Source organism: Pseudomonas sp. Pf153 (assembly GCF_001269775.1).
In the GTDB taxonomy this organism is placed as follows: Bacteria; Pseudomonadota; Gammaproteobacteria; order Pseudomonadales; family Pseudomonadaceae; genus Aquipseudomonas; species Aquipseudomonas uvaldensis.
This window is the reverse complement of record NZ_LHVL01000005.1, coordinates 1-23673: the sequence shown is the minus strand read 5'-3', so window position 1 is coordinate 23673 and position 23673 is coordinate 1. Positions and strand designations below refer to the sequence as shown.

25 protein-coding genes and 1 other RNA gene are annotated in these 23673 nt (G+C 60.5%); 20 read left to right on the top strand and 6 right to left on the bottom strand.

The features are described from left to right. The first annotated feature begins 131 nt into the window (after positions 1-131). Entirely contained in the window at positions 132-1268 is a 1137-nt protein-coding gene (locus tag AD666_RS00535) for an acyl-CoA dehydrogenase family protein (RefSeq protein WP_053146478.1), read from the top strand. Positions 1269-1390: 122 nt separating this feature from the next. Here AD666_RS00535 and AD666_RS00530 read toward each other — a convergent pair whose 3' ends face one another. Beyond that, entirely contained in the window at positions 1391-2431 is a 1041-nt protein-coding gene (locus AD666_RS00530) for an NADP(H)-dependent aldo-keto reductase (RefSeq protein WP_053146476.1), read from the bottom strand. 245 nt (positions 2432-2676) lie between these two features. On the opposite strand from AD666_RS00530, the gene rplM reads away from it, so the two are divergent. The 8 genes from rplM (at position 2677) to AD666_RS00490 (ending at position 8704) form a co-directional block, all read left to right on the top strand. After that, entirely contained in the window at positions 2677-3105 is a 429-nt protein-coding gene (gene rplM, locus AD666_RS00525) for a 50S ribosomal protein L13 (protein ID WP_053146474.1), read from the top strand. Between the two features lie 14 nt (positions 3106-3119). Continuing rightward, on the top strand, positions 3120-3512 hold the full coding sequence (rpsI, locus tag AD666_RS00520; RefSeq protein WP_053146472.1) for a 30S ribosomal protein S9: 393 nt from the start codon (positions 3120-3122) through the stop codon (positions 3510-3512). 255 nt (positions 3513-3767) lie between these two features. Further along, entirely contained in the window at positions 3768-4361 is a 594-nt protein-coding gene (gene petA, locus AD666_RS00515; protein WP_053146470.1) for a ubiquinol-cytochrome c reductase iron-sulfur subunit, read from the top strand. After that, positions 4361-5572 (top strand): cytochrome bc complex cytochrome b subunit, encoded by a 1212-nt coding sequence (locus AD666_RS00510; protein ID WP_053146468.1) that lies wholly within the window; start codon positions 4361-4363, stop codon positions 5570-5572. The genes petA and AD666_RS00510 overlap by 1 nt, the downstream gene beginning before the upstream one ends. Further along, complete coding sequence (locus AD666_RS00505; RefSeq protein WP_053146466.1) at positions 5572-6354, top strand: cytochrome c1; 783 nt, start codon at positions 5572-5574, stop codon at positions 6352-6354. Before AD666_RS00510 ends, AD666_RS00505 begins: the two co-directional genes overlap by 1 nt. A 151-nt stretch (positions 6355-6505) precedes the next feature. Further along, complete coding sequence (locus AD666_RS00500) at positions 6506-7123, top strand: glutathione S-transferase N-terminal domain-containing protein (RefSeq protein WP_053146464.1); 618 nt, start codon at positions 6506-6508, stop codon at positions 7121-7123. 16 nt (positions 7124-7139) lie between these two features. After that, positions 7140-7550: a ClpXP protease specificity-enhancing factor gene (locus AD666_RS00495; RefSeq protein ID WP_053146462.1), complete on the top strand. Its 411-nt coding sequence runs from the start codon at positions 7140-7142 to the stop codon at positions 7548-7550. A gap of 794 nt (positions 7551-8344) precedes the next feature. Continuing rightward, positions 8345-8704: a DUF6124 family protein gene (locus AD666_RS00490; protein ID WP_053146459.1), complete on the top strand. Its 360-nt coding sequence runs from the start codon at positions 8345-8347 to the stop codon at positions 8702-8704. Between the two features lie 167 nt (positions 8705-8871). Here AD666_RS00490 and AD666_RS26565 read toward each other — a convergent pair whose 3' ends face one another. From AD666_RS26565 to AD666_RS00470, 5 genes are all read right to left on the bottom strand, one after another. After that, entirely contained in the window at positions 8872-9048 is a 177-nt protein-coding gene (locus tag AD666_RS26565; protein WP_172679572.1) for a hypothetical protein, read from the bottom strand. A gap of 356 nt (positions 9049-9404) precedes the next feature. Further along, the gene (locus AD666_RS00485; protein WP_053146456.1) at positions 9405-9983 is read right to left on the bottom strand and encodes a BON domain-containing protein; all 579 of its coding nucleotides are present in this window, start codon (positions 9981-9983) and stop codon (positions 9405-9407) included. Then, the gene (locus AD666_RS00480; RefSeq protein WP_007928463.1) at positions 9980-10573 is read right to left on the bottom strand and encodes a phosphoheptose isomerase; all 594 of its coding nucleotides are present in this window, start codon (positions 10571-10573) and stop codon (positions 9980-9982) included. The genes AD666_RS00485 and AD666_RS00480 overlap by 4 nt, the downstream gene beginning before the upstream one ends. A 94-nt stretch (positions 10574-10667) precedes the next feature. Then, a complete protein-coding gene (locus AD666_RS00475) occupies positions 10668-11030 on the bottom strand; it encodes a YraN family protein (RefSeq protein ID WP_053146454.1) in 363 nt (120 codons plus the stop codon). Beyond that, complete coding sequence (locus AD666_RS00470) at positions 11030-12841, bottom strand: penicillin-binding protein activator (RefSeq protein ID WP_053146451.1); 1812 nt, start codon at positions 12839-12841, stop codon at positions 11030-11032. The genes AD666_RS00475 and AD666_RS00470 overlap by 1 nt, the downstream gene beginning before the upstream one ends. Positions 12842-13018: 177 nt before the next feature. Here AD666_RS00470 and rsmI point away from each other — a divergent pair, with 177 nt between their 5' ends. The 11 genes from rsmI to AD666_RS00420 all read left to right on the top strand — a co-directional run. Beyond that, entirely contained in the window at positions 13019-13924 is a 906-nt protein-coding gene (gene rsmI / locus AD666_RS00465; RefSeq protein WP_082339616.1) for a 16S rRNA (cytidine(1402)-2'-O)-methyltransferase, read from the top strand. Positions 13925-13998: 74 nt separating this feature from the next. After that, positions 13999-14352: RNase P RNA component class A (gene rnpB, locus AD666_RS00935), an RNA gene on the top strand. A 308-nt stretch (positions 14353-14660) separates the two neighbouring features. Then, positions 14661-15116 (top strand): division/cell wall cluster transcriptional repressor MraZ, encoded by a 456-nt coding sequence (gene mraZ / locus AD666_RS00460; protein WP_003205355.1) that lies wholly within the window; start codon positions 14661-14663, stop codon positions 15114-15116. Then, entirely contained in the window at positions 15113-16060 is a 948-nt protein-coding gene (gene rsmH, locus AD666_RS00455) for a 16S rRNA (cytosine(1402)-N(4))-methyltransferase RsmH (protein ID WP_053146448.1), read from the top strand. The genes mraZ and rsmH overlap by 4 nt, the downstream gene beginning before the upstream one ends. Next, complete coding sequence (gene ftsL / locus AD666_RS00450; RefSeq protein ID WP_053146444.1) at positions 16057-16350, top strand: cell division protein FtsL; 294 nt, start codon at positions 16057-16059, stop codon at positions 16348-16350. Before rsmH ends, ftsL begins: the two co-directional genes overlap by 4 nt. Further along, a complete protein-coding gene (locus AD666_RS00445; RefSeq protein ID WP_172679573.1) occupies positions 16350-18089 on the top strand; it encodes a penicillin-binding protein 2 in 1740 nt (579 codons plus the stop codon). The genes ftsL and AD666_RS00445 overlap by 1 nt, the downstream gene beginning before the upstream one ends. Then, on the top strand, positions 18089-19552 hold the full coding sequence (locus tag AD666_RS00440) for a UDP-N-acetylmuramoyl-L-alanyl-D-glutamate--2,6-diaminopimelate ligase (protein WP_053146438.1): 1464 nt from the start codon (positions 18089-18091) through the stop codon (positions 19550-19552). Before AD666_RS00445 ends, AD666_RS00440 begins: the two co-directional genes overlap by 1 nt. Then, entirely contained in the window at positions 19545-20912 is a 1368-nt protein-coding gene (murF, locus tag AD666_RS00435) for a UDP-N-acetylmuramoyl-tripeptide--D-alanyl-D-alanine ligase (RefSeq protein ID WP_053146435.1), read from the top strand. The genes AD666_RS00440 and murF overlap by 8 nt, the downstream gene beginning before the upstream one ends. Beyond that, a complete protein-coding gene (gene mraY / locus AD666_RS00430) occupies positions 20912-21994 on the top strand; it encodes a phospho-N-acetylmuramoyl-pentapeptide-transferase (protein WP_053146432.1) in 1083 nt (360 codons plus the stop codon). Before murF ends, mraY begins: the two co-directional genes overlap by 1 nt. Before the next feature lie 5 nt (positions 21995-21999). After that, complete coding sequence (murD, locus tag AD666_RS00425; RefSeq protein WP_053146428.1) at positions 22000-23346, top strand: UDP-N-acetylmuramoyl-L-alanine--D-glutamate ligase; 1347 nt, start codon at positions 22000-22002, stop codon at positions 23344-23346. Continuing rightward, positions 23343-23673 (top strand): FtsW/RodA/SpoVE family cell cycle protein (locus AD666_RS00420; protein WP_172679571.1); only part of this gene is annotated, 331 nt, incomplete at its 3' end. The genes murD and AD666_RS00420, both read left to right, overlap by 4 nt.

Here is a 23673-nt window from a genome sequence, read left to right as displayed (position 1 = left end):
TTTATAAGGGATAGTGGTCACCAGACGGCTGGATCGTCTTATTTTTTGTCGGATGTGTCCAGTGTCCCGTCACGCCTCCCGAGCTTAGGCTCTGTCGGATAACCACCCCCAACAATAATGAATGGTGCGTCATGATCCCAAGAACCCTGTTCAGTCCCGAACACGAATTGTTCCGTGACAGCGTACGAACCTTCCTTGAAAAAGAAGCCGTGCCGTACCACAGCCAGTGGGAAAAACAGGGGCATGTCGGCCGCCAGCTCTGGAACAAGGCAGGGGAGGCGGGCATGTTGTGCTCCCATTTGCCGCAGGCTTACGGCGGGTTGGAAGCAGACTTTCTCTACAGCGCCGTGGTGATCGAGGAAATCGGTCGCCTGGGGCTGACGGGTATCGGCTTTTCGTTGCACTCCGACATTGTTGCGCCCTACATCCTGCATTACGGCAGCGAAGCACTGAAGCACAAGTACCTGCCCAAGTTGATCTCCGGTGAAATGGTCACAGCCATTGCCATGACCGAGCCGGGTGCCGGTTCCGATCTGCAAGGCGTGAAGACCACGGCGGTACTGGACGGGGATGACTATGTCATCAACGGTTCGAAGACCTTCATCACCAATGGCTACCTGGCCGACCTGGTCATCGTGGTGGCCAAGACCGACCCGAAGGCCGGCGCCAAGGGCACCAGTCTGTTCCTGGTGGAATCGGGCACGCCCGGCTTCGAAAAAGGCAAGCGCCTGGAAAAGGTCGGCATGAAAGCCCAGGACACCTCGGAGTTGTTCTTTCAGGATGTTCGCGTACCAAAGGAAAATCTTCTGGGGCAGGCCGGAATGGGATTTGCCTACCTGATGCAGGAGCTGCCTCAGGAACGCTTGACTGTGGCCATCGGCGGCCTGGCCTCGGCCGAGGCGGCGCTACAGTGGACGCTGGATTACACCCGTGATCGCAAGGCATTCGGCAAGTCCATCGCGGACTTCCAGAACACCCGCTTCAAGCTGGCGGAGATGGCCACCGAAATCCAGATCGGTCGGGTCTTCGTCGACCGCTGTCTGGAACTGCACCTGCAAGGCAAACTCGACGTGCCGACGGCGGCGATGGCGAAGTACTGGGGCACTGACTTGCAATGCAAGGTGCTCGACGAGTGCGTGCAACTGCACGGCGGCTATGGCTTCATGTGGGAATACCCGATTGCCCGGGCATGGGCCGATGCGCGGGTGCAGCGGATCTATGCCGGGACCAATGAGATCATGAAGGAGATCGTTGCGCGGTCGCTTTGAATTCGGCGCGAACCTGAGATCGCTATCGCGAGCAGGCTCGCTCCCACATTGGATCGCCGTCTAATGACAGAGCGCGGTCTACCGTGGGAGCGAGCCTGCTTGCGATTGGGTCTGTCAGGCGATCAAGGCGCCGGGTTCGGATGATCTTTGTGGATCGCCTCGATTCCCGCCAGAACCTCATTCGACAGCTTCAGGTCGAGGCTGGCGATGTTGCTGTCCAGTTGTTCCAGCGTCGTGGCGCCAATGATGTTGCTGGTCACGAACGGCTGCCGGGTGACGAACGCCAGGGCCATCTGCGCCGGGTCCAGGCCATGTTCGCGAGCCAGCGCTACATAACGGCTGCACGCCGCTTCCGACTGCGGATTGAAGTAACGCGCGAAGCGGCTGTAGAGCGTCAGGCGGCCCTTGGGAGGTCGGGCACCGCCTTCATATTTGCCCGACAGGAAGCCGAACGCCAAGGGGGAGTAGGCCAGCAGCCCGCACTGTTCACGGATCGCGATTTCCGACAGGCCGATTTCAAAGCTGCGGTTGAGCAGGTTGTACGGATTCTGGATCGAGACGGCTCGCGGCCAGCCACGGGCTTCGGCCAGGGCGAGGAATTTCATGGTGCCCCATGGCGTCTCGTTGGACAGACCGATGTGGCGGATCTTGCCGGCGCGGACTTGTTCGTCCAGGGCTTCGAGGGTTTCCTCCAGCGGAGTGAAATCTTCATCGGCTTTGTGCTGATAGCCCAGCTGTCCGAAGAAATTGGTGCTGCGCTCCGGCCAATGCAGTTGATAGAGATCGATCCAGTCGGTCTGCAGGCGCTTGAGGCTGGCGTCCAGCGCCTCGGTGATATGACGGCGGTTGTGCTTGAGGTTCTTGTCGCGAATGTAGTCGATGGTGTTGCCGGGGCCTGCGATCTTGCTCGCCAGGATCCAGTCGGCGCGGTCGCCACGGCTCTTGAAGTAGTTGCCGATGTAGCGTTCGGTGGTGGCATAGGTCTCGGCCTTCGGCGGGACCGGGTACATTTCGGCGGTGTCGATGAAATTGATGCCGGCACCCTTGGCGCGTTCGATCTGGGCGAAGGCCTCGGCCTCGCTGTTCTGCTCGCCCCAGGTCATGGTTCCAAGACACAGGGCGCTCACGTTGAGATCGGTACGGCCTAGCTGGCGATAGTCCATCGGAGACTCCTTGGGCAAAGCAATCATAAAAGCAGGTTGAATTATTTTTCGCAATCTGCATAATTGCGCACCTCTTTCTGCAGTGGAAGTGATGCCCCGCCGCCGAAGAATCTTGCCGTTGAACGGACGCGCCGACCCGAGCCCCCGAAAGCGTCTGTATCCGGCTGCCTTTGACTTGTCAAAGTACGCACTATTCAGTAAGATCCGCCGTCTAATTTACAGGGCGGCCCCTGAGGCTATAAAGAATGAAAACTTTTACTGCTAAACCGGAAACAGTAAAGCGCGACTGGTTCGTCGTCGACGCTGCTGGTCAGACCCTGGGTCGTCTGGCCACCGAAATCGCGAGCCGTCTGCGTGGCAAGCACAAGCCTGAGTACACTCCTCACGTCGACACCGGTGATTACATCGTTGTGATCAACGCCGAGCAGGTACGTGTGACGGGTGCCAAGACCTCTGACAAGATGTACTACTCCCACTCCGGTTTTCCTGGTGGCATCAAGTCGATCAACTTTGAAAAGCTGATCGCCAAAGCCCCTGAGCGCGTGATCGAGACCGCGGTTAAAGGCATGCTGCCTAAGAACCCGCTGGGTCGCGACATGTATCGTAAGCTGAAGGTTTATGCGGGCGCTGCTCACCCTCATACTGCTCAGCAGCCCCAAGAACTGAAGTTTTAACGGAATAGTTCATTATGTCGGCGACTCAAAATTACGGCACTGGCCGTCGCAAGACTGCAACCGCACGCGTTTTCCTGCGTCCGGGCACTGGTAACATCTCCATCAACAATCGTTCCCTGGATAGCTTCTTCGGCCGCGAAACCGCTCGCATGGTTGTTCGCCAGCCACTGGAGCTGACCGAGACCGTCGAGAAGTTCGACATCTACGTCACCGTTATCGGTGGTGGTGTAAGTGGTCAGGCTGGCGCAATCCGCCACGGCATCACTCGCGCCCTGATGGACTACGACGAGACTCTGCGCAGCCCGCTGCGTAAAGCTGGCTTCGTGACTCGCGATGCTCGTGAAGTTGAACGTAAGAAAGTCGGTCTGCGTAAAGCGCGTAAGCGTCCACAGTACTCGAAGCGTTAATTCGCTCTCGCGTTCAAAAGAACGCCCAGTTCCTCACGGAACCGGGCGTTTTTTTATGGGCAAAATAATTTACTGTGACAACTTGCCACATCCGTGGAGCCCCTATACTACAAGGCTTGGCGGTATCGCCGCTCGGTAATTACCTTGTCAGAATTGGGGGTTTTCATTACCATTCGGCAAAATTTTTATAAGTTCAGATTTTTACTTAGTAGACGCCTGGTTCAACAGGCCACAAAGCTGATGGGAGAGGACTGAATGAGCAATGACGGCGTGAATGCAGGCCGGCGTCGCTTCCTGGTAGCAGCCACATCCGTGGTGGGTGCTGCAGGGGCGGTGGGGGCTGCGGTCCCGTTCGTGGGGTCATGGTTTCCCAGTGCCAAGGCGAAAGCTGCAGGTGCACCGGTGAAAGTGAATGTCAGCAAGATCGAGCCAGGCCAGCAGATGATTGCTGAATGGCGCGGCCAGCCGGTGTTCATCGTCCGCCGTACAGAAGAAATTCTGGGGAATCTGAAAAAGATCGAGGGGCAGTTGTCCGACCCCGACTCCAAGAGCTCGACGCAACCAACCTACGTGGACCCGAAGACCCGTTCGATCAAGCCAGATGTTCTGCTGTTGATCGGCATCTGCACGCACTTGGGGTGCTCGCCGACGTTCCGTCCCGAAGTGGCCCCTGCCGATCTGGGCAAGGATTGGGTCGGTGGTTATTTCTGCCCTTGCCACGGCTCCCACTATGACCTGGCCGGTCGCGTCTACAAGTCGCAGCCTGCACCTCTGAACCTGCCAGTTCCCCCGCATTCCTATGAGTCGGACGATATCATTGTCGTTGGCGTCGATATGGAGAAAGCGTGATGAGCAAATTAATGGACTGGTTTGATGCGCGCTTTCCCGCGACCAAAATGTGGGAAGACCATCTCAGCAAGTATTACGCTCCAAAGAACTTCAACTTCTTCTATTTCTTCGGCTCCCTGGCACTGCTCGTTCTGGTCAACCAGATCGTAACCGGTGTCTGGCTGACCATGAGCTACACCCCGTCGGCGGAAGAAGCGTTCGCTTCCGTCGAGTACATCATGCGCGACGTCGAGTACGGCTCGATCCTGCGCCTGCTGCACTCCACCGGTGCCTCGGCGTTCTTCATCGTGGTTTACCTGCATATGTTCCGTGGCCTGCTCTACGGTTCGTATCAGAAACCCCGCGAGCTGGTATGGGTCTTCGGGATGCTGATCTACCTGGCGCTGATGGCCGAAGCCTTCATGGGTTACCTGCTGCCATGGGGCCAGATGTCCTACTGGGGTGCCCAGGTGATCATCTCGCTGTTCGGTGCGATTCCCGTCATCGGCGACGACCTGACCCAGTGGATCCGTGGTGACTACCTGATCTCCGGTATTACCCTGAACCGCTTCTTCGCCCTGCATGTAGTGGCCCTGCCGATCGTGATCCTCGGCCTGGTGGTGCTGCACATCCTGGCGTTGCACGAAGTGGGTTCGAACAACCCGGACGGCGTGGACATCAAGAAGCTCAAGGACGAAAACGGCGTACCGCTGGATGGCATCGCCTTCCACCCGTACTACACCGTGAAAGACATCGTTGGCGTAGTGGTCTTCCTGTTCATCTTCTGCTCCATCGTGTTCTTCTTCCCTGAGATGGGTGGCTACTTCCTCGAGAAGCCGAACTTCGAGCAGGCGAACGCGTTCAAGACCCCTGAGCACATCGCCCCAGTGTGGTACTTCACACCGTTCTACGCGATCCTGCGTGCGGTTCCGGACAAGCTGCTGGGTGTCATCGCCATGGGCGCGGCCATCGCCGTACTGTTCGTGCTGCCATGGCTGGACCGCAGTCCCGTCAAGTCCATGCGCTACAAGGGCTGGCTGAGCCGGATCTGGCTGGTGGTGTTCTGCATCTCGTTCGTGATCCTGGGTGTGCTGGGTGTACTGGCACCTACGCCGGGTCGTACGTTGCTGTCGCAGGTCTGCACCTTCCTGTACTTCGCCTACTTCATTCTGATGCCGTTCTATACCCGGCTCGAGAAGACAAAACCGGTTCCGGAAAGGGTGACTGGCTGATGAAAAAACTATTCGCTGCACTGATTCTTGCTGCTCTGCCTGTCCTGTCCTTCGCGGCCGAACACGGTGGTCCAGAACTGGAAAAAGTCGACATCGACGTGTCCGATAAAGCCGCCATGCAGGACGGTGCCCGGACGTTCGCCAACTATTGCATGGGTTGCCACAGTGCCAAGTTCCAGCGTTACGAGCGCGTGGCCAATGACCTGGGCATTCCCCCTGACATGATGCTCGAGAAGCTGGTGTTCACCGGTGCCAAGCTGGGCGACCACATGAACATCGGCATGCAGCCGGCAGATGCCAAGACCTGGTTCGGCGCCGCGCCGCCTGACCTGACCCTGGTTGCCCGTGTGCGTGGAACCGACTGGCTCTACGGTTACCTGCGTTCGTTCTATGAAGACCCTGCGCGTCCATGGGGCGTGAATAACAAGGTCTTCCCGAACGTCGGCATGCCCAACGTCCTGGCCAACCTGCAAGGTCGCCAGGTGGTAGGCTGCAAGCAGGTTCAGATCGTCGAAAACGGCAAGAAGCAATTCGATCCGCTGACCGGCACGGCTTTGACCCATGAAGCCTGCGACCAGTTGACCATCGTGCCAAATACCGGCAGCCTGACGCCCGAGCAGTTCGATGAGAAGGTCAAGAACCTGGTGACCTTCCTGGCCTACTCGGCCAACCCGGTGAAGCTGGAGCATCAGCGCATCGGTACTTATGTATTGCTGTACCTGGCGTTCTTCTTCGTATTCGCTTACCTGCTCAAGCGTGAATACTGGAAAGACGTCCATTGATAAAGCTGTAAGCCGTTGCTGTTAATCGCGCGCGCCCAAGGGCGTCTCTGAAAGTGTAACGAGCCTGGTCGACCAGGTGTTACGGGAGGCGCCCTCTGGGCGCGCTCGTTTTTCCGTTTTTCCAAAAATTCTACAAGCGAGGAGGATCGCCATGGGCGTGACCAATCGGTTGGCCTGTTACTCCGACCCCGCCGACCACTATTCCCACCGGGTACGCATCGTACTGGCAGAGAAAGGTGTCAGCGCCGAGATCATTTACGTCGAGGCAGGCCGCCAACCGCCGAAGCTGATCGAAGTGAACCCTTATGGCAGCCTGCCCACGCTGGTCGACCGCGACCTGGCATTGTGGGAGTCGACCGTGGTGATGGAATATCTGGATGAGCGCTATCCGCATCCGCCCTTGCTGCCGGTGTACCCTGTCGCCCGAGCGAACAGTCGTTTGCTGATCCATCGCATTCAGCGCGACTGGTGCGGCCTGGTTGACCTGATCCTGGACCCGCGGACCAAAGAGTCAGAGCGGGCAGTCGCACGCAAGGAGTTGCGCGAAAGCCTGACCGGCGTGTCGCCGCTGTTCATCGACAAGCCGTTTTTCCTCAGTGAGGAACAAAGTCTGGTGGATTGCTGCCTATTGCCCATACTCTGGCGTTTGCCGATCCTGGGTATCGAACTGCCGCGGCCCGCCAAGCCGCTGCTTGATTATATGGAGCGCCAATTTGCGCGTGAGACTTTCCAGGCGAGTCTGTCTGGTGTCGAACGCGACATGCGCTAAGGCTTAGGGAGCCGCTATGAACTCCAGTCGACCTTATCTGGTCCGCGCGCTCTACGAGTGGATTGTGGACAACGATTGCACCCCGCATATGCTGGTCAATGCCGAATACCCGTCGGTACAGGTGCCACAGGGGTTTGCCAGTGACGGGCAGATTGTCCTGAACGTTTCGCCGGCTGCTGTGCGCCATTTGCACATGGATAACGATGCCGTGAGCTTCGAAGGGCGTTTCGGTGGTGTGCCGCATACGCTGTATGTGCCTATTGCTTCGATCCTCGGGATCTATGCTCGGGAGAACGGGCAGGGCATGGTTTTCGAGCTTGAAACTCCGTTGGATGGCGAGGATGAGTACGAGGTGGATGATGATTTGCCGCCGGATGACGAGCCGCCGCGGCCTAGTGGGCGGCCTAGTCTTAAGGTAGTGAAGTAGGGATTGAGGGCATATCCATTCCTGCGGTAACGGCTGCTTACGGTTCCGCCCTGACGGCGGGTTACTTTTGGCAGACGCCCCAAAAGTAACCAAAAGGTCTGTGCCCCACCACTGGGCACCTCGCCAAGGCGAGGTGTTCCCTCACTCCGGCATTGCTCCGTGGGCCCGCCGCGAAGGGCCATCCATGGCCCAGCGCGGCTAACCCGGCATCCATGCCGGGTTGCCCACTACGCAACGCCTGCGTTCGGCCCTTGTGGTTAACGGGGCGTCCAAGATCAAAAGCCAAAGCCAAAGCCAAAGCCAAAGCCAAAGCCAAAGCCAAAGCGAGGCGGCCTGACGGCCGACCTGACTCTTCCGGTCCTGACCCGATAAAACTGTGGGAGCGAGCCTGCTCGCGATGACGGCCTAACAGCTGACGCATCTCTCAGGGCTGTTCCCCTATGCCTTGAGATAAATGTTCAACCTGATCATTTTGCCCGCGCAACTCCACACATCCTTGCGCCTTTGCCTACAACTACGCCAGAATCCGCCCGCTTGTGCGCCTTGTCCCTGGCTTCTATTGTCTTGCCTGCCACTGCTCATCAGTGGTCGGGTTTAGTAGCCCGGTAATTGCAACGGTTGCATGAGTCTCATCAGTCAGGCCTTCGCCTGCACTTGATGGTGGCTGTGCGCATGGCGCCTTCGGGCGCGCCGGGTTTTCCGTTGCCTTACCGGTCTACTAACTTGCGCACAGCTGCCTCCTTTCGTTTAGTAGCGAGACGGTAGCTGCCTACTAAACTTAAGGGAACGTAAAAATGTACAAAATAACTCCGAATCCCCCAGAAGCAGACTCCACCGCACAATCCGCAAAATTCAAAGACAAGCCGCAAGACGAAACCACCAAACGCGTGCTCGATCACTACTTGCTGTCGAAGCCGGTTAAATCCCAAGACGAACCAAAACCGGGCCAGGTATTCACCGTTGTAAAAGGCCTCGACAACGAATGCCTGCTCGCCAATCTGAGCGAAACCCTGTCCTCGGCGGACGCCATGGTCAACGATCTCGCATTTGATCTGGACGGATCACGGCGTCATTTGGCGTTGGGTATTCAGCAACTGATAGAACTGAGTTCATTGCTGACGAACCAGATGCTGGATAACGTCGACCCACGATAGCCATTAACGGCAAAGAAAATTGCGCCAAGCCCACGGCCTTCTGTGGGAGCGAGCCTGCTCGCGATGGCGTCAAGTCAGCAGCATCGATGTTGGCTGATACACCGCAATCGCGAGCAGGCTCGCTCCCACAGTTGGATTGAAGTACAGCCGGAGATACAGGCCAGCCGTCAGGCCGCCTCGCTTACGCTCTGGCTTTTGCTTTTGCTTTTGCTTTTGCTTTTGCTTTTGATCTTGATCTTGATCTTGATCTTGATCTTGGACGCCCCGTTAACCACAAGGGCCGAACGCAGGCATTGCGTAGTGGGTATCCCGGCATGGATGCCGGGATAGCCGCGCTGGGCCATGGATGGCCCTTCGCGGCGGGCCCACGGAGCAATGCCGGAGTGAGGGAACACCTCGCCTTGGCGAGGTGCCCAGTGGTGGGGCAAAGCGCTTTTGGTTACTTTTGGCGCTTTTCCAAAAGTGACCCGCCGTAAGGGCGGAACCCTAAGTAGCCGTTACCAAAGAAACGGATATGCACACAAAAAACGGCACTTCCCCATCTGAAGAAGTACCGTTTTTCAGCCAAGCCAAGCCAAGCCAAGCCAAGCCAAGCCAAGCCAAGCCAAGCCAAGCCAAGCCAAGCCAAGCCAAGCCAAGCCAAGCCAAGCCAAGCCAAGCCAATCTAAGCCAAGCGCAGCATCAAGAACCGCAACTACCCTCAGTCAATATACTCAAACAACTTCACGATCTTCTGCACCCCGGAAACCCCCTGCACCAGATTGGTCGCCTGGGCGGCCTCCTGCTTGGTCAGCAGACCCAGCAGATAGACGATGCCATTCTCCGTCACAACCTTGATTCGCGAACCCGGAATGCTGGGATCGGTGAGCATCTGGGTCTTGATCTTGGTGGTCAGCCAGGCATCGTTCTGGCGCGCCAGCAGAGAGGAGGGCTGCAACACCTGCAATTCGTTATGCACGGTCTTGACCCGTTGTACGGCGCTGGCAGCCTGCTCGGCCTTGGCCTTGAGGTCTTCCCGTGGGGTCTGGCCGGCCAGCAGCACGACACCGTTGAAGCTGGTAACGACGATGTGAGAGTTGTTGTCCAGGGCCGGGTCGGCCTTGGCGATGTTCACGCCGGCCTTGGTTTCGATCAGGGAGTCGTCGATCTTGCTGCCGAAGGTGCGGGTGCCGCGGTCGTCTTCGATCGGCGCTTCCCGGCTGGCGTTAACCACCGAGGTGCAGCCGCTGATGCCGAGGCACAGGGTCAGGGCCAGAAGGCCCGCGCGATTAGGGGTCATTCTTCACTCCCGAACAGTTGGCTGTCGATCAAGTCGCAAAGACAGTGGATCGCCAGCAGGTGGACTTCCTGGATACGTGCGGTGACGTTGGCCGGCACGCGAATCTCGACGTCTTCAGGCAACAGCAATGAGGCCATGCCGCCGCCATCGCGCCCGGTCAATGCTACGACAATCATTTCGCGATCATGTGCGGCCTGGATCGCCTGAATAATATTGGCCGAGTTGCCGCTGGTGGAAATCGCCAGCAGTACATCGCCGGGCTGGCCCAGGGCGCGAATCTGTTTGGAGAAGACTTCGTTGTAGCTGTAGTCATTGGCGATCGAGGTGATCGTCGAGCTGTCCGTGGTCAGTGCGATGGCGGGCAGGCTCGGACGCTCGCGCTCGAAGCGGTTGAGCAGCTCGGACGAGAAGTGCTGGGCATCGCCGGCGGAGCCGCCGTTGCCGCACGATAGCATCTTGCCCTCGTTGAGCAGGGCATTGACCATCACTTGGCTGGCTTGCTCGATGTGCGGTGCAAGTACGTCCATCGCCTGCTGCTTGGTGTCGATACTGGCCTGGAAAAGCTGGCGGATTCGCGATTGCATGTCCATCTGTGTGACCTTAAGTAGCGCGGCTTATCGGCACAGGCATGTGCGGCGCGCAAAGCAAAGAGCAAAAATTGGGTAAAAGGGTCCGGCCCGCCGTTCAACCGTCGAAGGCGTTCTGCAGCCAGTTCAACTGATCGGCGTTGCTGTCGATGGCAACTACATCGAAGCGGCAGGGGTGATCGGCCCAGCGAGATTCGCTTTGCAGAAAATACTGCGCGGCAAAAATCAGCTTCTGGCGTTTGCGCGAGTCGATGCTGTCGAGGGCGCCACCCCATTGGGTATTTTTTCTGTAGCGGACTTCGACAAATACTACTGTATCGCCGTCAAGCATGACCAGATCAAGCTCGCCGCGTTTACACAGCCAGTTCTGCGCCACCAGACGCAGACCCTGTTGCTGGAGGTGCGCGAGGGCCAGGCCCTCGGCATCCCGTCCGCTCTGCTGGCGCGATCGCTCGGGCATCAGCGCTGGGTGTCCGGCAGGCGCTGCACCTGTCCGTTGACGAACTCGGCCCAAGGCAATTGCCGCTGGACGCGCTGGGATTGCGATACGGCCAGGCTGCCCGACAAGCCTTCGATACGGCTGTCCGGCAAAGTCTTGAGCTGACCCAGGCGGGGGGCCAGGCGGTAGGCGTCCGCGCCCATCGCGTACAACCGGCCCAGGCTGCCACCGGCCTGAGGCCACTGGGCGCTGACCTGCTGGCGCAGCGGGTCGTTGGCATCGAGCAGCCAAGGGGTTTCGCAGAAGCGAATCCCGTTCATGTCGTTGTACTGGTTCTGGTCACCGCTGGCGCTGAACACCGAAGAAGTCGCATAGACCGGTACGTCGCCGGCGTATTGGAAGTTCAGGGTCGGCTTGATCTGCTGAGCCTGTTGCGGAGTCGACGCCAGGAAGATGAATTCGATGTCCTGGCGGCGGGACGGCTGGGCTGCAACCGTGGTGCCTACGGTGTTCTGCAGGCTCTTGGCGCGAGCCTCGCTCTGGCGCAGTTGGAACATGTCGGCGATTTGTTGCGCCAGTTGCACCGGCTGGTCGACACGCTCGATGGCGATGATCGTGCCGCCGTTGGCCTGCCAGTCCTGGCTGAAGGCTTTCAGGACGCGATCACCCCATTCGCCCTTTGGCACCATGACGGCTGCGCGATGCAGGCCATCGGCGCGTGCGCGACGAGCGACTTCGCGGGCTTCGTCCTCGGGCGCCAGGCCGAACTGGAAGAGTTGGGGGGGGCCTTGTTCACCTTCGCTGTAGTTCAGCGCCAGGGTGGTGATCGGCAGCTGCGGGCGCGTGCTGATCTGCTTGACCAACGGTTTTTCCAGCGGTCCGACCACCAGCTGCACGCCATCGGCCTGGGCCTTGCGGTAGAAGTCGTCCATGGAGGTCAGGCTGGAGCTGTCGTAGAACTGGATGCTCGGCGGCTTCTGCCCGGCCTGTTGAGCCTGGTAGTGCGCGGCAATGAAGCCTTCGCGCAGGGCCTTGGCAACTGAGGCCAGTTGGCCGTTCTGAGGCAGCAGCAGGGCGATCTTGCTCAGCGGCTGGCTTGCCAGCTCCTTGAGCTTGACCAGGGGCGTCGGCAGTTGGATCGCGGCCGGATGCTTGGGGTTCTGTTCGCGCCAGCTGTCGATGGCGGCCTGTTGCTGTTCCAGGGTGCCGGCGGTTTTCACTGCGCGGGCCAGGCTCAGCCAGCCGCCGAGATCGTCGGTGGTGGTCGGTTGCAGCTGGTCGGTAGGCAGGGAGGCGATCAGGGACCAGATCGCTTCATGGTTTTTCGCTGCCGCTTCTTTTTCAAGCAGCGGCGCGATGAAGATTCGCTCCTTGGCAGCCGCCAGCGTCTGGCCATCGGCCTCGAGGGCGCGGGCACGGATGGTTCCGGTGCGGACCTGCTGCTCCACCGGCATCTCGCTCAAGTGTTGCAGGCTAGGGTGGCTCAGGGCGGTCAGGGCCGCCTTGGGCTGGTTGCGCGTCATGGCCAGTTCCGCCGACAGCGTGCTGGCGAAGATCTGCTGGCCGGGTTTGAGCTGCTCCATCGGCACCTGTTGCAGGATCTGTGCGGATTGGCCGGCATTGCCCTGGCGGTAGGCCAGGTCGGCGGCGCTCAGGCGCAGCAGGGCGGCTTTTTCCGGCGTTTTGCTTTGGGCGGCCTGTTCGAGCAGTTGCTCGATACTGGCATCCGGGGTCCGTGGAAGCTCGCCAAGACTGGACGAGGGCGAGCTGGCGCAGGCCGCCAGGAGGGCAGCGAGGCAGAGAGCGGAAAACAGCCGCAGACAAGCGATCATGTAAATGTTCCTGATACGAGATCAAATTAGCGTCGAATTGTACCCAAGCACCGGCCGGGGTGCGATGTCAGTGGCGTGAATCGATCGATTTAGGTATTTCAAATGTTGCGGTGCAGCACAAAAGGCCGGCATGCAACACCGCGCTACAAACAGCCGCGATGTCCGCTACGCGCTACAATGGCGGTTTTCACCGATCATGAGGTATGCGCTTTGACTGCTCCAGGTGCTTTGAATTCCGCCGCCGGCTCGCTTTATGTGGTGGCGACGCCCATCGGCAACCTGGACGATATCAGCGCCCGGGCGTTGAAGATTCTTCGGGAGGTTGCCTTGATCGCCGCCGAAGACACCCGTCACTCCCAACGCTTGTTGCAGCATTTCGGTATCTCCACTGCGCTGGCGGCCTGCCACGAACATAACGAGCGGGACGAGGGTAGCCGGTTTATCACTCGCCTGCTGGCGGGCGAAAACGTCGCGCTGATCTCCGACGCGGGCACGCCGCTGATTTCCGATCCGGGCTACCATCTGGTGCGTCAGGCCCGGGCGGCCGGTATCGACGTGGTGCCTGTGCCGGGGGCTTGCGCCCTGATCGCAGCGTTGTCTGCGGCCGGCTTGCCATCGGACCGTTTCATTTTCGAAGGTTTCCTGCCGGCCAAGGCGGTGGGGCGCCGGGCACGCTTGGAGGCTATAAAGGAAGAGCCTCGCACATTGATCTTCTATGAGGCGCCGCATCGCATCCTGGAATGCCTGCAGGACATGGAGCAGGTGTTCGGCCCGGAGCGTCCGGCACTGCTGGCCCGCGAGTTGACCAAGACCTTCGAAACCCTCAAGGGCCTGCCGTTGGCGCAGTTGCGTGCCTTCGTCGAGAGCGACAGCAACCAGCAGCGCGGCGAGTGTGTCGTGTTGGTGGCGGGCTGGGCGGCGCCGGAAAATGACGAGGCTGTCAGCAGCGAAGCGATGCGCATCCTGGACCTGCTGCTCGAGGAAATGCCACTCAAGCGCGCCGCCGCGCTTGCAGCGCAGATCACCGGCGAGCGCAAGAATGTGTTGTATCAGGTCGCGCTGGACAAACAGAAGGCCCGGTAAAACCGGACAGATGAAGTGGCCAAAGGCTTTTAGCGCTTGTCCTTCGGGCGCTCTGCCGTTAACCTTCGCGGCGGAGAGTCGATCGGACAGTCGCTGCCTTCCATGAAAATTGGAAGGGGGAGGAAAGTCCGGGCTCCATAGGGCGAAGTGCCAGGTAATGCCTGGGAGGCGCGAGCCTACGGAAAGTGCCACAGAAAATAACCGCCTAAGCGCTTCGGCGCCGGTAAGGGTGAAAAGGTGCGGTAAGAGCGCACCGCACGGCTGGCAACAGTTCGTGGCTAGGTAAACCCCACTTGGAGCAAGACCAAATAGGGTCCCAAGGCGTGGCCCGCGCTGGGACCGGGTAGGTTGCTAAAGATGTCCAGTGATGGCCATCGTAGACGAATGACTGTTCAAGACAGAACCCGGCTTACAGATCGACTCTCCACCTTATTCCCTCCTTGCCAGAATCGCTGGCAGCAGCAATTCCTAAGACCAAAAAAATCTTACTCTTAACAAATCACTTTAACTTGTGAGCGCAGCTTCCTGTGTTCATTTGAGTTGTGGTGAAAAATCCTACGCCAGATTCCCGTTGGTCTCCAAAAAACGCTCCTAAATCTCCGATCTATAAGGCTTTTCCTTCAATACGCGCCTTGACGGTGCGGTGGGCGCATTCCTATAGTGTGCGCAAGTGGAGGAAAGTGGCATGAAGTGGGTTTTTTGAGCGTAAAACGCTAAATTTTGGAGAAACGCTGACGTGTTTCGCGGAGCTAACGCCATCAGTCTCGATGCTAAGGGCCGTCTCGCTATGCCGAGCCGGTATCGTGACGAGCTCGTTTCGCGTAGTTCCGGTCAATTAATCGTCACGATCGATGCCGTTGACCCATGCCTGTGTGTTTACCCGCTCGATGAGTGGGAGATCATCGAAACCAAACTGCGCGCGCTGCCTTCGCTACGAGAAGAAAACCGTCGTTTGCAACGTCTGCTGATCGGTAATGCCGTTGACCTGGAGCTCGACGGCAGTGGCCGTTTTCTGGTTCCGCCGCGCCTGCGCGAGTACGCGAAGCTGGACAAGCGCGCGATGCTGGTGGGCCAACTGAACAAGTTCCAGCTGTGGGACGAAGATGCCTGGAATGCGGTTTCCGCCGCGGACCTGGCTGCTATTCAACAACCGGGTGCCATGCCCGATGAACTGCGTGATCTGATCCTGTGACTATTGATAGCGGCTTCAAACACATCACCGTACTGCTTGACGAGGCCGTCGAGGCACTCGCCGTACGTCCTGATGGCTGCTATCTGGACGGCACGTTCGGGCGCGGCGGCCACAGCCGGCTCATCCTCAGCCAGCTCGGTCCGGACGGCCGGCTGCTGGGGTTCGACAAGGATCCTCAAGCGATTGCCACCGGGCAAGCGCTGGCGGCCGAAGACGGCCGCTTTGTCGTTGTGCAGCGCAGCTTTGCAGAGCTGGGTTCTGAAGTCGCCGAACGTGGCCTGGCCGGCAAGGTCAGTGGTGTCCTGCTCGACCTGGGCGTGTCTTCGCCGCAACTGGACGACCCTGAGCGTGGTTTCAGTTTTCTCAACGATGGCCCGCTGGATATGCGCATGGACCCGTCCCGTGGTATCAGTGCGGCCGAGTTCGTCAACACCGCCCCGGTGGAAGAAATTGCCCGTGTATTCAAGGAATACGGTGAAGAGCGTTTCTCCGGGCGCATGGCGCGCGCCGTGGTCGAGCGTCGTGACGTCAAGCCATTCGAGCGCACCGGCGACCTGGCCGAGGTGCTGAAAGTCGCCAACCCGGCATGGGAAAAGGGCAAGAACCCTGCGACCCGTGCTTTCCAGGGGCTGCGTATCCACGTCAATAACGAACTGGGCGATCTCGAAACCGGCCTCGAAGCAGCGCTCGACGCGCTGGAGATCGGCGGTCGCCTGGTGGTGATCAGCTTCCATTCCCTGGAAGACCGTATCGTCAAGCTGTTCATGCGCAAGCTGACCAAGGGGGAAGCCGATAACCTGCCGCGTAACCTGCCGGTGCGGTTCGAAGCCTTCGTACCGAAGATCAAGATCCACGGCAAGGCACAGTTCGCCTCCGAGGCTGAACTCAAGGCCAATCCGCGCGCCCGTAGCGCGGTCATGCGTGTCGCGGAGAAGTTGCGGTGAGCCGGCTCTTCGCCAAGCCCCTGCCAGGCGGCAGCTTTTTTATGCTGTTGCTGTTTATCGGCGTGCTCGTGTCGGCTATCGCCGTGTCTTACAGCGCCCACTGGAACCGGCAGTTGCTCAATACCCTTTACAACGAGCTGAGCGTGCGCGACAAGGCGCAGGCCGAATGGGGCCGGCTGATCCTGGAGCAGAGCACCTGGACGGCCCACAGTCGTATCGAAGTGCTGGCCACCGAACAGCTGAAAATGCGCATCCCGGGCGCTGCCGAAGTGCAGATGGTGGCGCCATGATGAAGCTCGAAGGGGCACTGTTCCCGTGGCGGTTCCGTCTGGTCCTTGGGTTACTCGGGATCATGGTGGCTGCTATTTCGTGGCGTATCATCGACCTGCAGGTCGTCGACCGTGATTTCCTCAAGGGGCAAGGCGACGCCCGCAGTGTGCGTCATATTCCGATTCCGGCTCACCGTGGCCTGATCACCGACCGCAATGGTGAACCCCTGGCCGTGAGTACACCGGTGACCACTTTGTGGGCCAACGCCAAGGAAATGCAGTTGGCCAAGGACAAGTGGCCCGCCTTGGCGGCCGCCCTCGGACAGGATCCCAAGGCGTTGGCCGAGCGCCTCGAAGCTCAGGCCAATAAGGAATTCATCTATCTGGTTCGCGGCCTGACGCCGGAACAGGGCCAGAGCGTGCTCGACCTGAAGGTGCCCGGCGTCTATGGCATCGAGGAATTCCGGCGTTTCTATCCGGCGGGAGAGGTCACGGCCCACATGGTCGGGTTTACCGACATTGACGATCGAGGCAGGGAAGGCGTCGAACTGGCCTACGACGAATGGCTCGCCGGGGTCGCCGGTAAGCGACAAGTCATCAAGGATCGGCGCGGCAGGCTGATCAAGGATGTCCAGGTCACCAAAAACGCCAAGGCCGGAAAGCCCTTGGCGTTGTCCATTGATCTACGCCTGCAGTACCTGGCCAACCGCGAGTTGCGCAATGCCATCGTCGAGAACGGTGCGAAGGCTGGCAGCCTGGTGATCATGGACGTGAAGACTGGCGAAATCCTCGCCATGGTCAACCAGCCGACCTACAACCCGAACAACCGTCGCAACCTGCAACCGGCGATGATGCGTAACCGTGCAATGATCGATGTGTTCGAGCCCGGTTCCACCATGAAGGCCGTGTCCATGGCTGCCGCCCTGGAGACCGGACGCTGGAAGCCGAGCGACACGGTCGAGGTGTATCCGGGGACTTTGCAGATCGGCAAATACACCATTCGTGACGTCTCCAAGACCGAAGGGCCGGTGCTCGACCTGACCGGTATTCTGATCAATTCCAGTAACGTCGGCATGAGCAAGATCGCCTTCGACATCGGCGGCGAAACGATCTACCGACTGGCCCAGAAGATCGGCCTCGGCCAGGACACCGGCCTGGGGTTCCCGGGCGAACGGGTTGGCAATCTGCCGAACTACAGGGAATGGCGCAAGGCTGAAACGGCCACGCTGTCCTACGGCTACGGTGTTTCCGTGACGGCGATCCAGCTGGTACACGCGTTTTCGGCATTGGCGAACAACGGTCGTATTGCACCGCTGACCCTGATCAAAACCGACAAACCGCCGCAGACGACCCAAGTAATACCGGAGAATGTCGCCAAGACCATGCAGGGCATGCTGCAGCAGGTGATCGAGGCACCGCGTGGGGTTTATCGCGCCCAGGTGCCGGCCTATCACGTCGCGGGCAAGTCGGGTACGGCCCGCAAGACCTCCGTGGGCACCAAGGGCTACGCCGAGAATTCCTATCGTTCGCTGTTTGCCGGCTTCGGTCCGATGAGCGATCCGCGCTACGCCATCGTGGTGGTCATCGACGAACCGAGCAAGGCTGGCTATTTCGGTGGCCTGGTATCGGCGCCGGTCTTCAGCAAGGTCATGTCCGGCACCCTGCGCCTGATGAACATTACGCCGGATAACCTGCCGCCGACCCAACAGGCGAGCACCGCACCGGTCGTCCCCTTGAAAGCCGATGGAGGGCGTGGCTGATGTCCCTGAGCCTGAACAAGATATTCGCCCACGCCGGTCACGATCTGCTGATTCGCGAGCTGGCCCTCGACAGTCGCAATGTGCGCGCCGGGGATCTGTTCCTGGCCGTGCCGGGTGGCCGCTTCGATGGCCGTGCCCACATCGCCGACGCCTTGCAGCGCGGCGCGGCCGCCGTGGCCTATGAGGTGGAAGGCGCAACCGTGTTGCCGATCACCGATGTTCCGCTGATTCCGGTCAAGGGGCTTGCGGCGCAGTTGTCGGACATTGCCGGGCGTTTCTATGGCGAGCCGAGTCGCCACCTGAACCTGATTGGCGTGACCGGCACCAACGGCAAGACCAGCGTCACCCAGCTTGTGGCCCAGGCGCTGGACCTGTTGGGCCAGCACTGCGGCATTGTCGGGACGCTGGGCAACGGTTTTCATGGCGCGCTGGAAAGCGGCTCGCACACGACGCCGAACCCGATTGCCGTCCAGGCGACCCTGGCCGATCTGAAGAAGGCCGGTGCCAAGGCCGTTGCAATGGAAGTTTCCTCCCACGGCCTGGACCAGGGGCGCGTGAGCGCGCTGGCGTTCGATGTCGCCGTGTTGACCAACCTGTCCCGCGACCACCTGGATTATCACGGCACCATGCAGGCTTATGGCGAAGCCAAGGCCAAGCTGTTTGCCTGGAATGACTTGAAGTGCAGGGTCATCAACCTCGATGACGAATTCGGCCGGCGATTGGCCGCCGATAAACGTGAGTCCCGGTTGATCACCTACAGCCTGGAAGATGCCAGCGCCTACCTTTATGTACGCCAGGCGCAATTCGATGACGAAGGCGTGCGCGCCACGCTGGTCACCCCCCAGGGCGAACACCATCTGCGCAGCACTTTGCTGGGCCGCTTCAACCTGAGCAACGTGTTGGCTGCCATCGGCGCCTTGCTCGGCCTGGATTATCCGCTGGATGAAATCCTCAAGGTCCTGCCGAAGCTCGAAGGTCCGTCCGGCCGCATGCAGCGCCTGGGCGGCGGGACTCAACCGCTGGTGGTCGTCGATTACGCCCATACCCCGGATGCCCTGGAAAAAGTCCTGTTGGCCCTTCGGCCCCATGCCAAGGGCAAGCTGCTGTGCCTGTTCGGCTGCGGTGGCGATCGCGATCGTGGCAAGCGTCCGCTCATGGCCGAGGTGGTGGAGCGCTTGGCCGACGGTGTGCTGGTCACCGACGACAATCCGCGCACCGAAGATCCGCTGCGGATTTTCGACGATATCCGCGCCGGTTTCTCCGACGTGGAGAACGTGACGTTCGTGGCTGGTCGCGGCCAGGCGATTGCCCAGCTGATCGCCGGCGCATCGGCCGACGATGTCATCGTCCTGGCTGGCAAGGGCCACGAGGACTATCAAGAGATCAACGGCGAACGCCATGCGTTCTCCGACCTGGTGGAAGCCGATCATGCCCTGACCGCGTGGGAGGTGGCTCATGCTTAAGGCCTTGAAACTCAGCGAGCTGAGCAACGCCCTGAATGCGCGCCTCGTTGCGGCTGACGCCAGTTTCGACGGGGTCAGCATCGACAGCCGGGCCATTTCTGCGGGTCAATTATTCGTCGCCCTGGCCGGGCCGCGTTTCGATGGCCACGATTACCTCAACGAAGTGGCCGCCAAAGGCGCGGTCGCTGCGCTGGTCGAGCGGGAAGTGAGCAACAGCACGTTGCCGCAGTTGCTGGTCAATGACACCCGCCAGGCCCTCGGCCGGCTGGGCGCATTGAATCGTGCGGCGTTCGACAAGCCGGTCGCCGCGATCACCGGCTCCAGTGGCAAGACCACCGTCAAGGAAATGCTCGCCAGCATCCTGCGCACCCGCGGTCCGGTTCTGGCAACCCGTGGCAACCTGAACAACGACCTCGGCGTGCCGCTGACTTTGTTGGAGCTGGCTGCGGAACACACCGCTGCCGTTATTGAACTCGGTGCGTCGCGGCTCGGCGAGATCGCCTACACCGTGGGCCTGACCAAACCTCACGTCGCTGTGCTCAACAACGCCGGCACCGCCCACGTCGGCGAGTTCGGCGGACCGGAAAAAATCGTCGAGGCCAAGGGCGAGATCATCGAGGGGCTGGATGCCGATGGCATCGCCGTGCTGAATCTCGACGACAAGGCATTCGATATCTGGAAGGCCCGGGCGGGCGAGCGCAAGGTGTTGACCTTCGCCCTGAGCAATCTCGCCGCGAATTTCTACGCCAGCGACCTGGATCGCGATGCCCGCGGTTGCCCGGCGTTCAATCTGCACAGCCCGGACGGTGCGGAGCGGGTCCAATTGAACCTGCTCGGCACCCATAACGTCGCCAATGCCCTGGCCGCAGCGGCTGCCGCCCACGCACTGGGCGTGTCGTTGGCCAACATCGTCGCCGGGCTGAACGCGGTGCAACCGGTCAAGGGACGCAGTGTTGCCCAGCTGGCCACCAACGGCATGCGGGTGATCGACGACACGTACAACGCCAACCCGACTTCCATGTGCGCAGCGGTGGATATCCTGGCCGGCTTTTCCGGTCGGACCGTGCTGGTCCTTGGGGACATCGGCGAGCTGGGCGAGTGGGCGCAACAGGGGCATCACGACGTCGGGGCCTATGCCCGTGGCAAGGTCGACGCGCTGTATGCCGTCGGCCCGATGATGGCTCATGCCGTCGCCGCGTTCGGCGAGCACGCCCAGCATTTCACCACTCAGGCCGAGCTGATCCAGGCCCTGGGTGCCGAGCAAGACCCGAACACCACTTTATTGATCAAGGGCTCTCGTAGCGCAGCGATGGAAAACATCGTCGCGGCGCTGTGCGGCACCCGTACGGAGACACATTAATGCTGCTGCTGCTAGCGGAGTACCTGCAACAGTTCCACAAAGGCTTCGCGGTCTTCCAGTACCTGACCCTGCGCGGGATCCTGGGTGTGCTGACCGCGTTGTCGTTGTCGCTGTTCCTGGGCCCGTGGATGATTCGTACCCTGCAGAACCTGCAGATCGGCCAGGCAGTGCGTAATGACGGCCCGCAGTCGCACCTGTCCAAGTCCGGCACCCCGACCATGGGCGGTGCACTGATCCTGTCTTCCATCGGCATCAGCACTTTGCTCTGGGCCGATCTGGCGAACCGCTACGTCTGGGTCGTGCTGCTGGTGACCCTGCTGTTCGGTGCCATCGGCTGGGTTGACGATTACCGCAAGGTCATCGAGAAGAATTCGCGAGGTCTGCCGAGCCGCTGGAAATACTTCTGGCAGTCGGTGTTCGGCCTGTGTGCCGCGATCTTTCTCTACAAGACCGCTGCTTCGCCGGTAGAGACCACCCTGATCCTGCCAATGCTCAAGGACTACAGCATCCCGTTGGGCGCCGGCTTCATCGTATTGACCTACCTGGTGATCGTCGGTTCGAGCAACGCAGTCAACCTCACCGACGGCCTCGATGGCCTGGCAATCATGCCGACGGTCATGGTTGGCGGCGCACTGGGGATCTTCTGCTACCTGTCGGGTAACGTGAAGTTCGCCGAGTACCTGCTGATCCCTTACGTGCCGGGCGCGGGTGAGCTGATCGTGTTCTGCGGCGCACTGATCGGCGCGGGCCTGGGGTTCCTGTGGTTCAACACCTACCCGGCGCAGGTCTTCATGGGCGATGTCGGGGCGCTGGCGCTGGGCGCGGCCCTGGGCACCATCGCCGTCATCGTTCGTCAGGAGATCGTCCTGTTCATCATGGGCGGCGTGTTCGTGATGGAAACCCTGTCAGTCGTCATTCAGGTTGCTTCCTTTAAATTGACCGGCCGCCGCGTATTCCGCATGGCGCCGATCCACCACCACTTTGAACTCAAGGGCTGGCCCGAGCCACGTGTGATCGTCCGATTCTGGATCATCACCGTGATTCTGGTGCTGATCGGCCTTGCCACCCTGAAGCTGAGGTAGAACGAGTGTCCCTGATCGCTTCTGACCACTTCCGCATCGTTGTCGGCCTCGGCAAGAGCGGCATGTCCCTGGTTCGCTTCCTGGCGAACCGGGGTGTGTCGTTTGCCGTGGCCGATACGCGGGAAAATCCGCCTGAGCTTGCGACGCTGCGTCGCGACTATCCGCAGGTGGACGTGCGTTGTGGCGAGCTGGACGTCGAGTTCCTGTGCCGCGCCGATGAGCTCTACGTGAGCCCCGGCCTGGCCCTGGCGACGCCGGCCCTGCAGGCGGCCGCGGCCCGCGGCGTGAAATTGTCCGGTGACGTCGAGCTGTTCGCCCGCAACGCCAAGGCCCCGATCGTTGCCATCAGCGGTTCCAATGCGAAAAGCACCGTTACCACCCTGGTGGGCGAGATGGCCGCGGCCGCGGGTAAGCGGGTTGCCGTCGGTGGCAACCTGGGGACTCCGGCACTGGACCTGCTCAGCGACGACGTCGAGCTGTATGTGATGGAGCTGTCCAGCTTCCAGCTTGAAACCACCGATCATCTGGGCGCCGAAGTGGCGACCGTGCTCAACATCAGCGAAGACCACATGGACCGCTACAGCGGCCTGCCGGCTTATCACCTGGCCAAGCACCGGATCTTCCGGGGCGCCCGGCAGGTGGTGTTCAACCGTCAGGATGCCCTGACCCGGCCGTTGCTGAGCGAAGGTCTGCCGTGCTGGTCCTTCGGCTTGGGCGTACCGGATTTCAAGGGCTTCGGGTTGCGGGAAGAGAACGGCGAAAAATACCTGGCTTTCGAATTCCAGAACCTGATGCCTGTGCGTGAGTTGAAGATCCGCGGTGCCCATAACCAGGCCAATGCCCTGGCGGCCCTGGCCCTGGGGCATGCGGTCGGCCTGCCGTTCGACGCCATGCTCTCGGCCCTGCGTACTTTCGCCGGTCTTGAACACCGCTGCCAGTGGGTGCGCGACCTCGATGGCGTGGCCTGGTACAACGATTCCAAGGCCACCAATGTCGGCGCCGCGCTGGCCGCCATCGAAGGCCTGGGTGCGGATATTCAGGGCAAACTCGTTTTGATCGCCGGAGGCGACGGCAAGGGCGCCGACTTCAAGGACCTGCGTGGTCCGGTGGCGGCCAACTGCCGCGCCGTGGTGCTGATGGGCCGTGACCGCGAATTGATCGCCCAGGCGCTCGGCGATGCCGTGCCGCTGGTGCGCGTGGCTTCGCTGGACGAAGCCGTGCAGCAATGCCGCGCCCTGGCTCAACCGGGCGATGCCGTCCTGTTGTCGCCGGCCTGTGCCAGCTTCGACATGTTCAAGAACTACGAAGAGCGCGGGCAACTGTTCGCTCGGGCGACGGAGGACTTGGCATGAGCCTCATGAATATCATCAAGCCGTACCCGTCGCCGTTGATCACCGGGCGTGGCATCGACCTGGACTTCCCGATGCTTGCCGGATGTCTGGCGCTGCTGGGCCTGGGCCTGGTAATGATCACCTCCGCGTCGTCGGAAGTGGCGGCCGTGCAGTCGGGCAACACCCTTTATCACATGATCCGACACCTGATTTACCTGGTGATCGGCCTGGGTGCGTGTGTTGTCACCATGATGATACCGATCGCCACCTGGCAACGCCTGGGCTGGATGATGCTGCTCGGTGCCTTCGGCCTGTTGGTCATGGTGCTGGTTCCGGGTATCGGTCGCG

Bases quoted from the DNA above. Each gene is read 5' to 3' on its own strand.
- AD666_RS00535 (WP_053146478.1), top strand. From the start codon at position 132: ATGATCCCAAGAACCCTGTTCAGTCCCGAACACGAATTGTTCCGTGAC.
- AD666_RS00530 (WP_053146476.1), bottom strand. From the start codon at position 2,431: ATGGACTATCGCCAGCTAGGCCGTACCGATCTCAACGTGAGCGCCCTG.
- rplM (WP_053146474.1), top strand. From the start codon at position 2,677: ATGAAAACTTTTACTGCTAAACCGGAAACAGTAAAGCGCGACTGGTTC.
- rpsI (WP_053146472.1), top strand. From the start codon at position 3,120: ATGTCGGCGACTCAAAATTACGGCACTGGCCGTCGCAAGACTGCAACC.
- petA (WP_053146470.1), top strand. From the start codon at position 3,768: ATGAGCAATGACGGCGTGAATGCAGGCCGGCGTCGCTTCCTGGTAGCA.
- AD666_RS00510 (WP_053146468.1), top strand. From the start codon at position 4,361: ATGAGCAAATTAATGGACTGGTTTGATGCGCGCTTTCCCGCGACCAAA.
- AD666_RS00505 (WP_053146466.1), top strand. From the start codon at position 5,572: ATGAAAAAACTATTCGCTGCACTGATTCTTGCTGCTCTGCCTGTCCTG.
- AD666_RS00500 (WP_053146464.1), top strand. From the start codon at position 6,506: ATGGGCGTGACCAATCGGTTGGCCTGTTACTCCGACCCCGCCGACCAC.
- AD666_RS00495 (WP_053146462.1), top strand. From the start codon at position 7,140: ATGAACTCCAGTCGACCTTATCTGGTCCGCGCGCTCTACGAGTGGATT.
- AD666_RS00490 (WP_053146459.1), top strand. From the start codon at position 8,345: ATGTACAAAATAACTCCGAATCCCCCAGAAGCAGACTCCACCGCACAA.
- AD666_RS26565 (WP_172679572.1), bottom strand. From the start codon at position 9,048: ATGGCCCAGCGCGGCTATCCCGGCATCCATGCCGGGATACCCACTACG.
- AD666_RS00485 (WP_053146456.1), bottom strand. From the start codon at position 9,983: ATGACCCCTAATCGCGCGGGCCTTCTGGCCCTGACCCTGTGCCTCGGC.
- AD666_RS00480 (WP_007928463.1), bottom strand. From the start codon at position 10,573: ATGGACATGCAATCGCGAATCCGCCAGCTTTTCCAGGCCAGTATCGAC.
- AD666_RS00475 (WP_053146454.1), bottom strand. From the start codon at position 11,030: ATGCCCGAGCGATCGCGCCAGCAGAGCGGACGGGATGCCGAGGGCCTG.
- AD666_RS00470 (WP_053146451.1), bottom strand. From the start codon at position 12,841: ATGATCGCTTGTCTGCGGCTGTTTTCCGCTCTCTGCCTCGCTGCCCTC.
- rsmI (WP_082339616.1), top strand. From the start codon at position 13,019: ATGGCGGTTTTCACCGATCATGAGGTATGCGCTTTGACTGCTCCAGGT.
- AD666_RS00445 (WP_172679573.1), top strand. From the start codon at position 16,350: ATGAAGCTCGAAGGGGCACTGTTCCCGTGGCGGTTCCGTCTGGTCCTT.
- AD666_RS00440 (WP_053146438.1), top strand. From the start codon at position 18,089: ATGTCCCTGAGCCTGAACAAGATATTCGCCCACGCCGGTCACGATCTG.
- murF (WP_053146435.1), top strand. From the start codon at position 19,545: ATGCTTAAGGCCTTGAAACTCAGCGAGCTGAGCAACGCCCTGAATGCG.
- mraY (WP_053146432.1), top strand. From the start codon at position 20,912: ATGCTGCTGCTGCTAGCGGAGTACCTGCAACAGTTCCACAAAGGCTTC.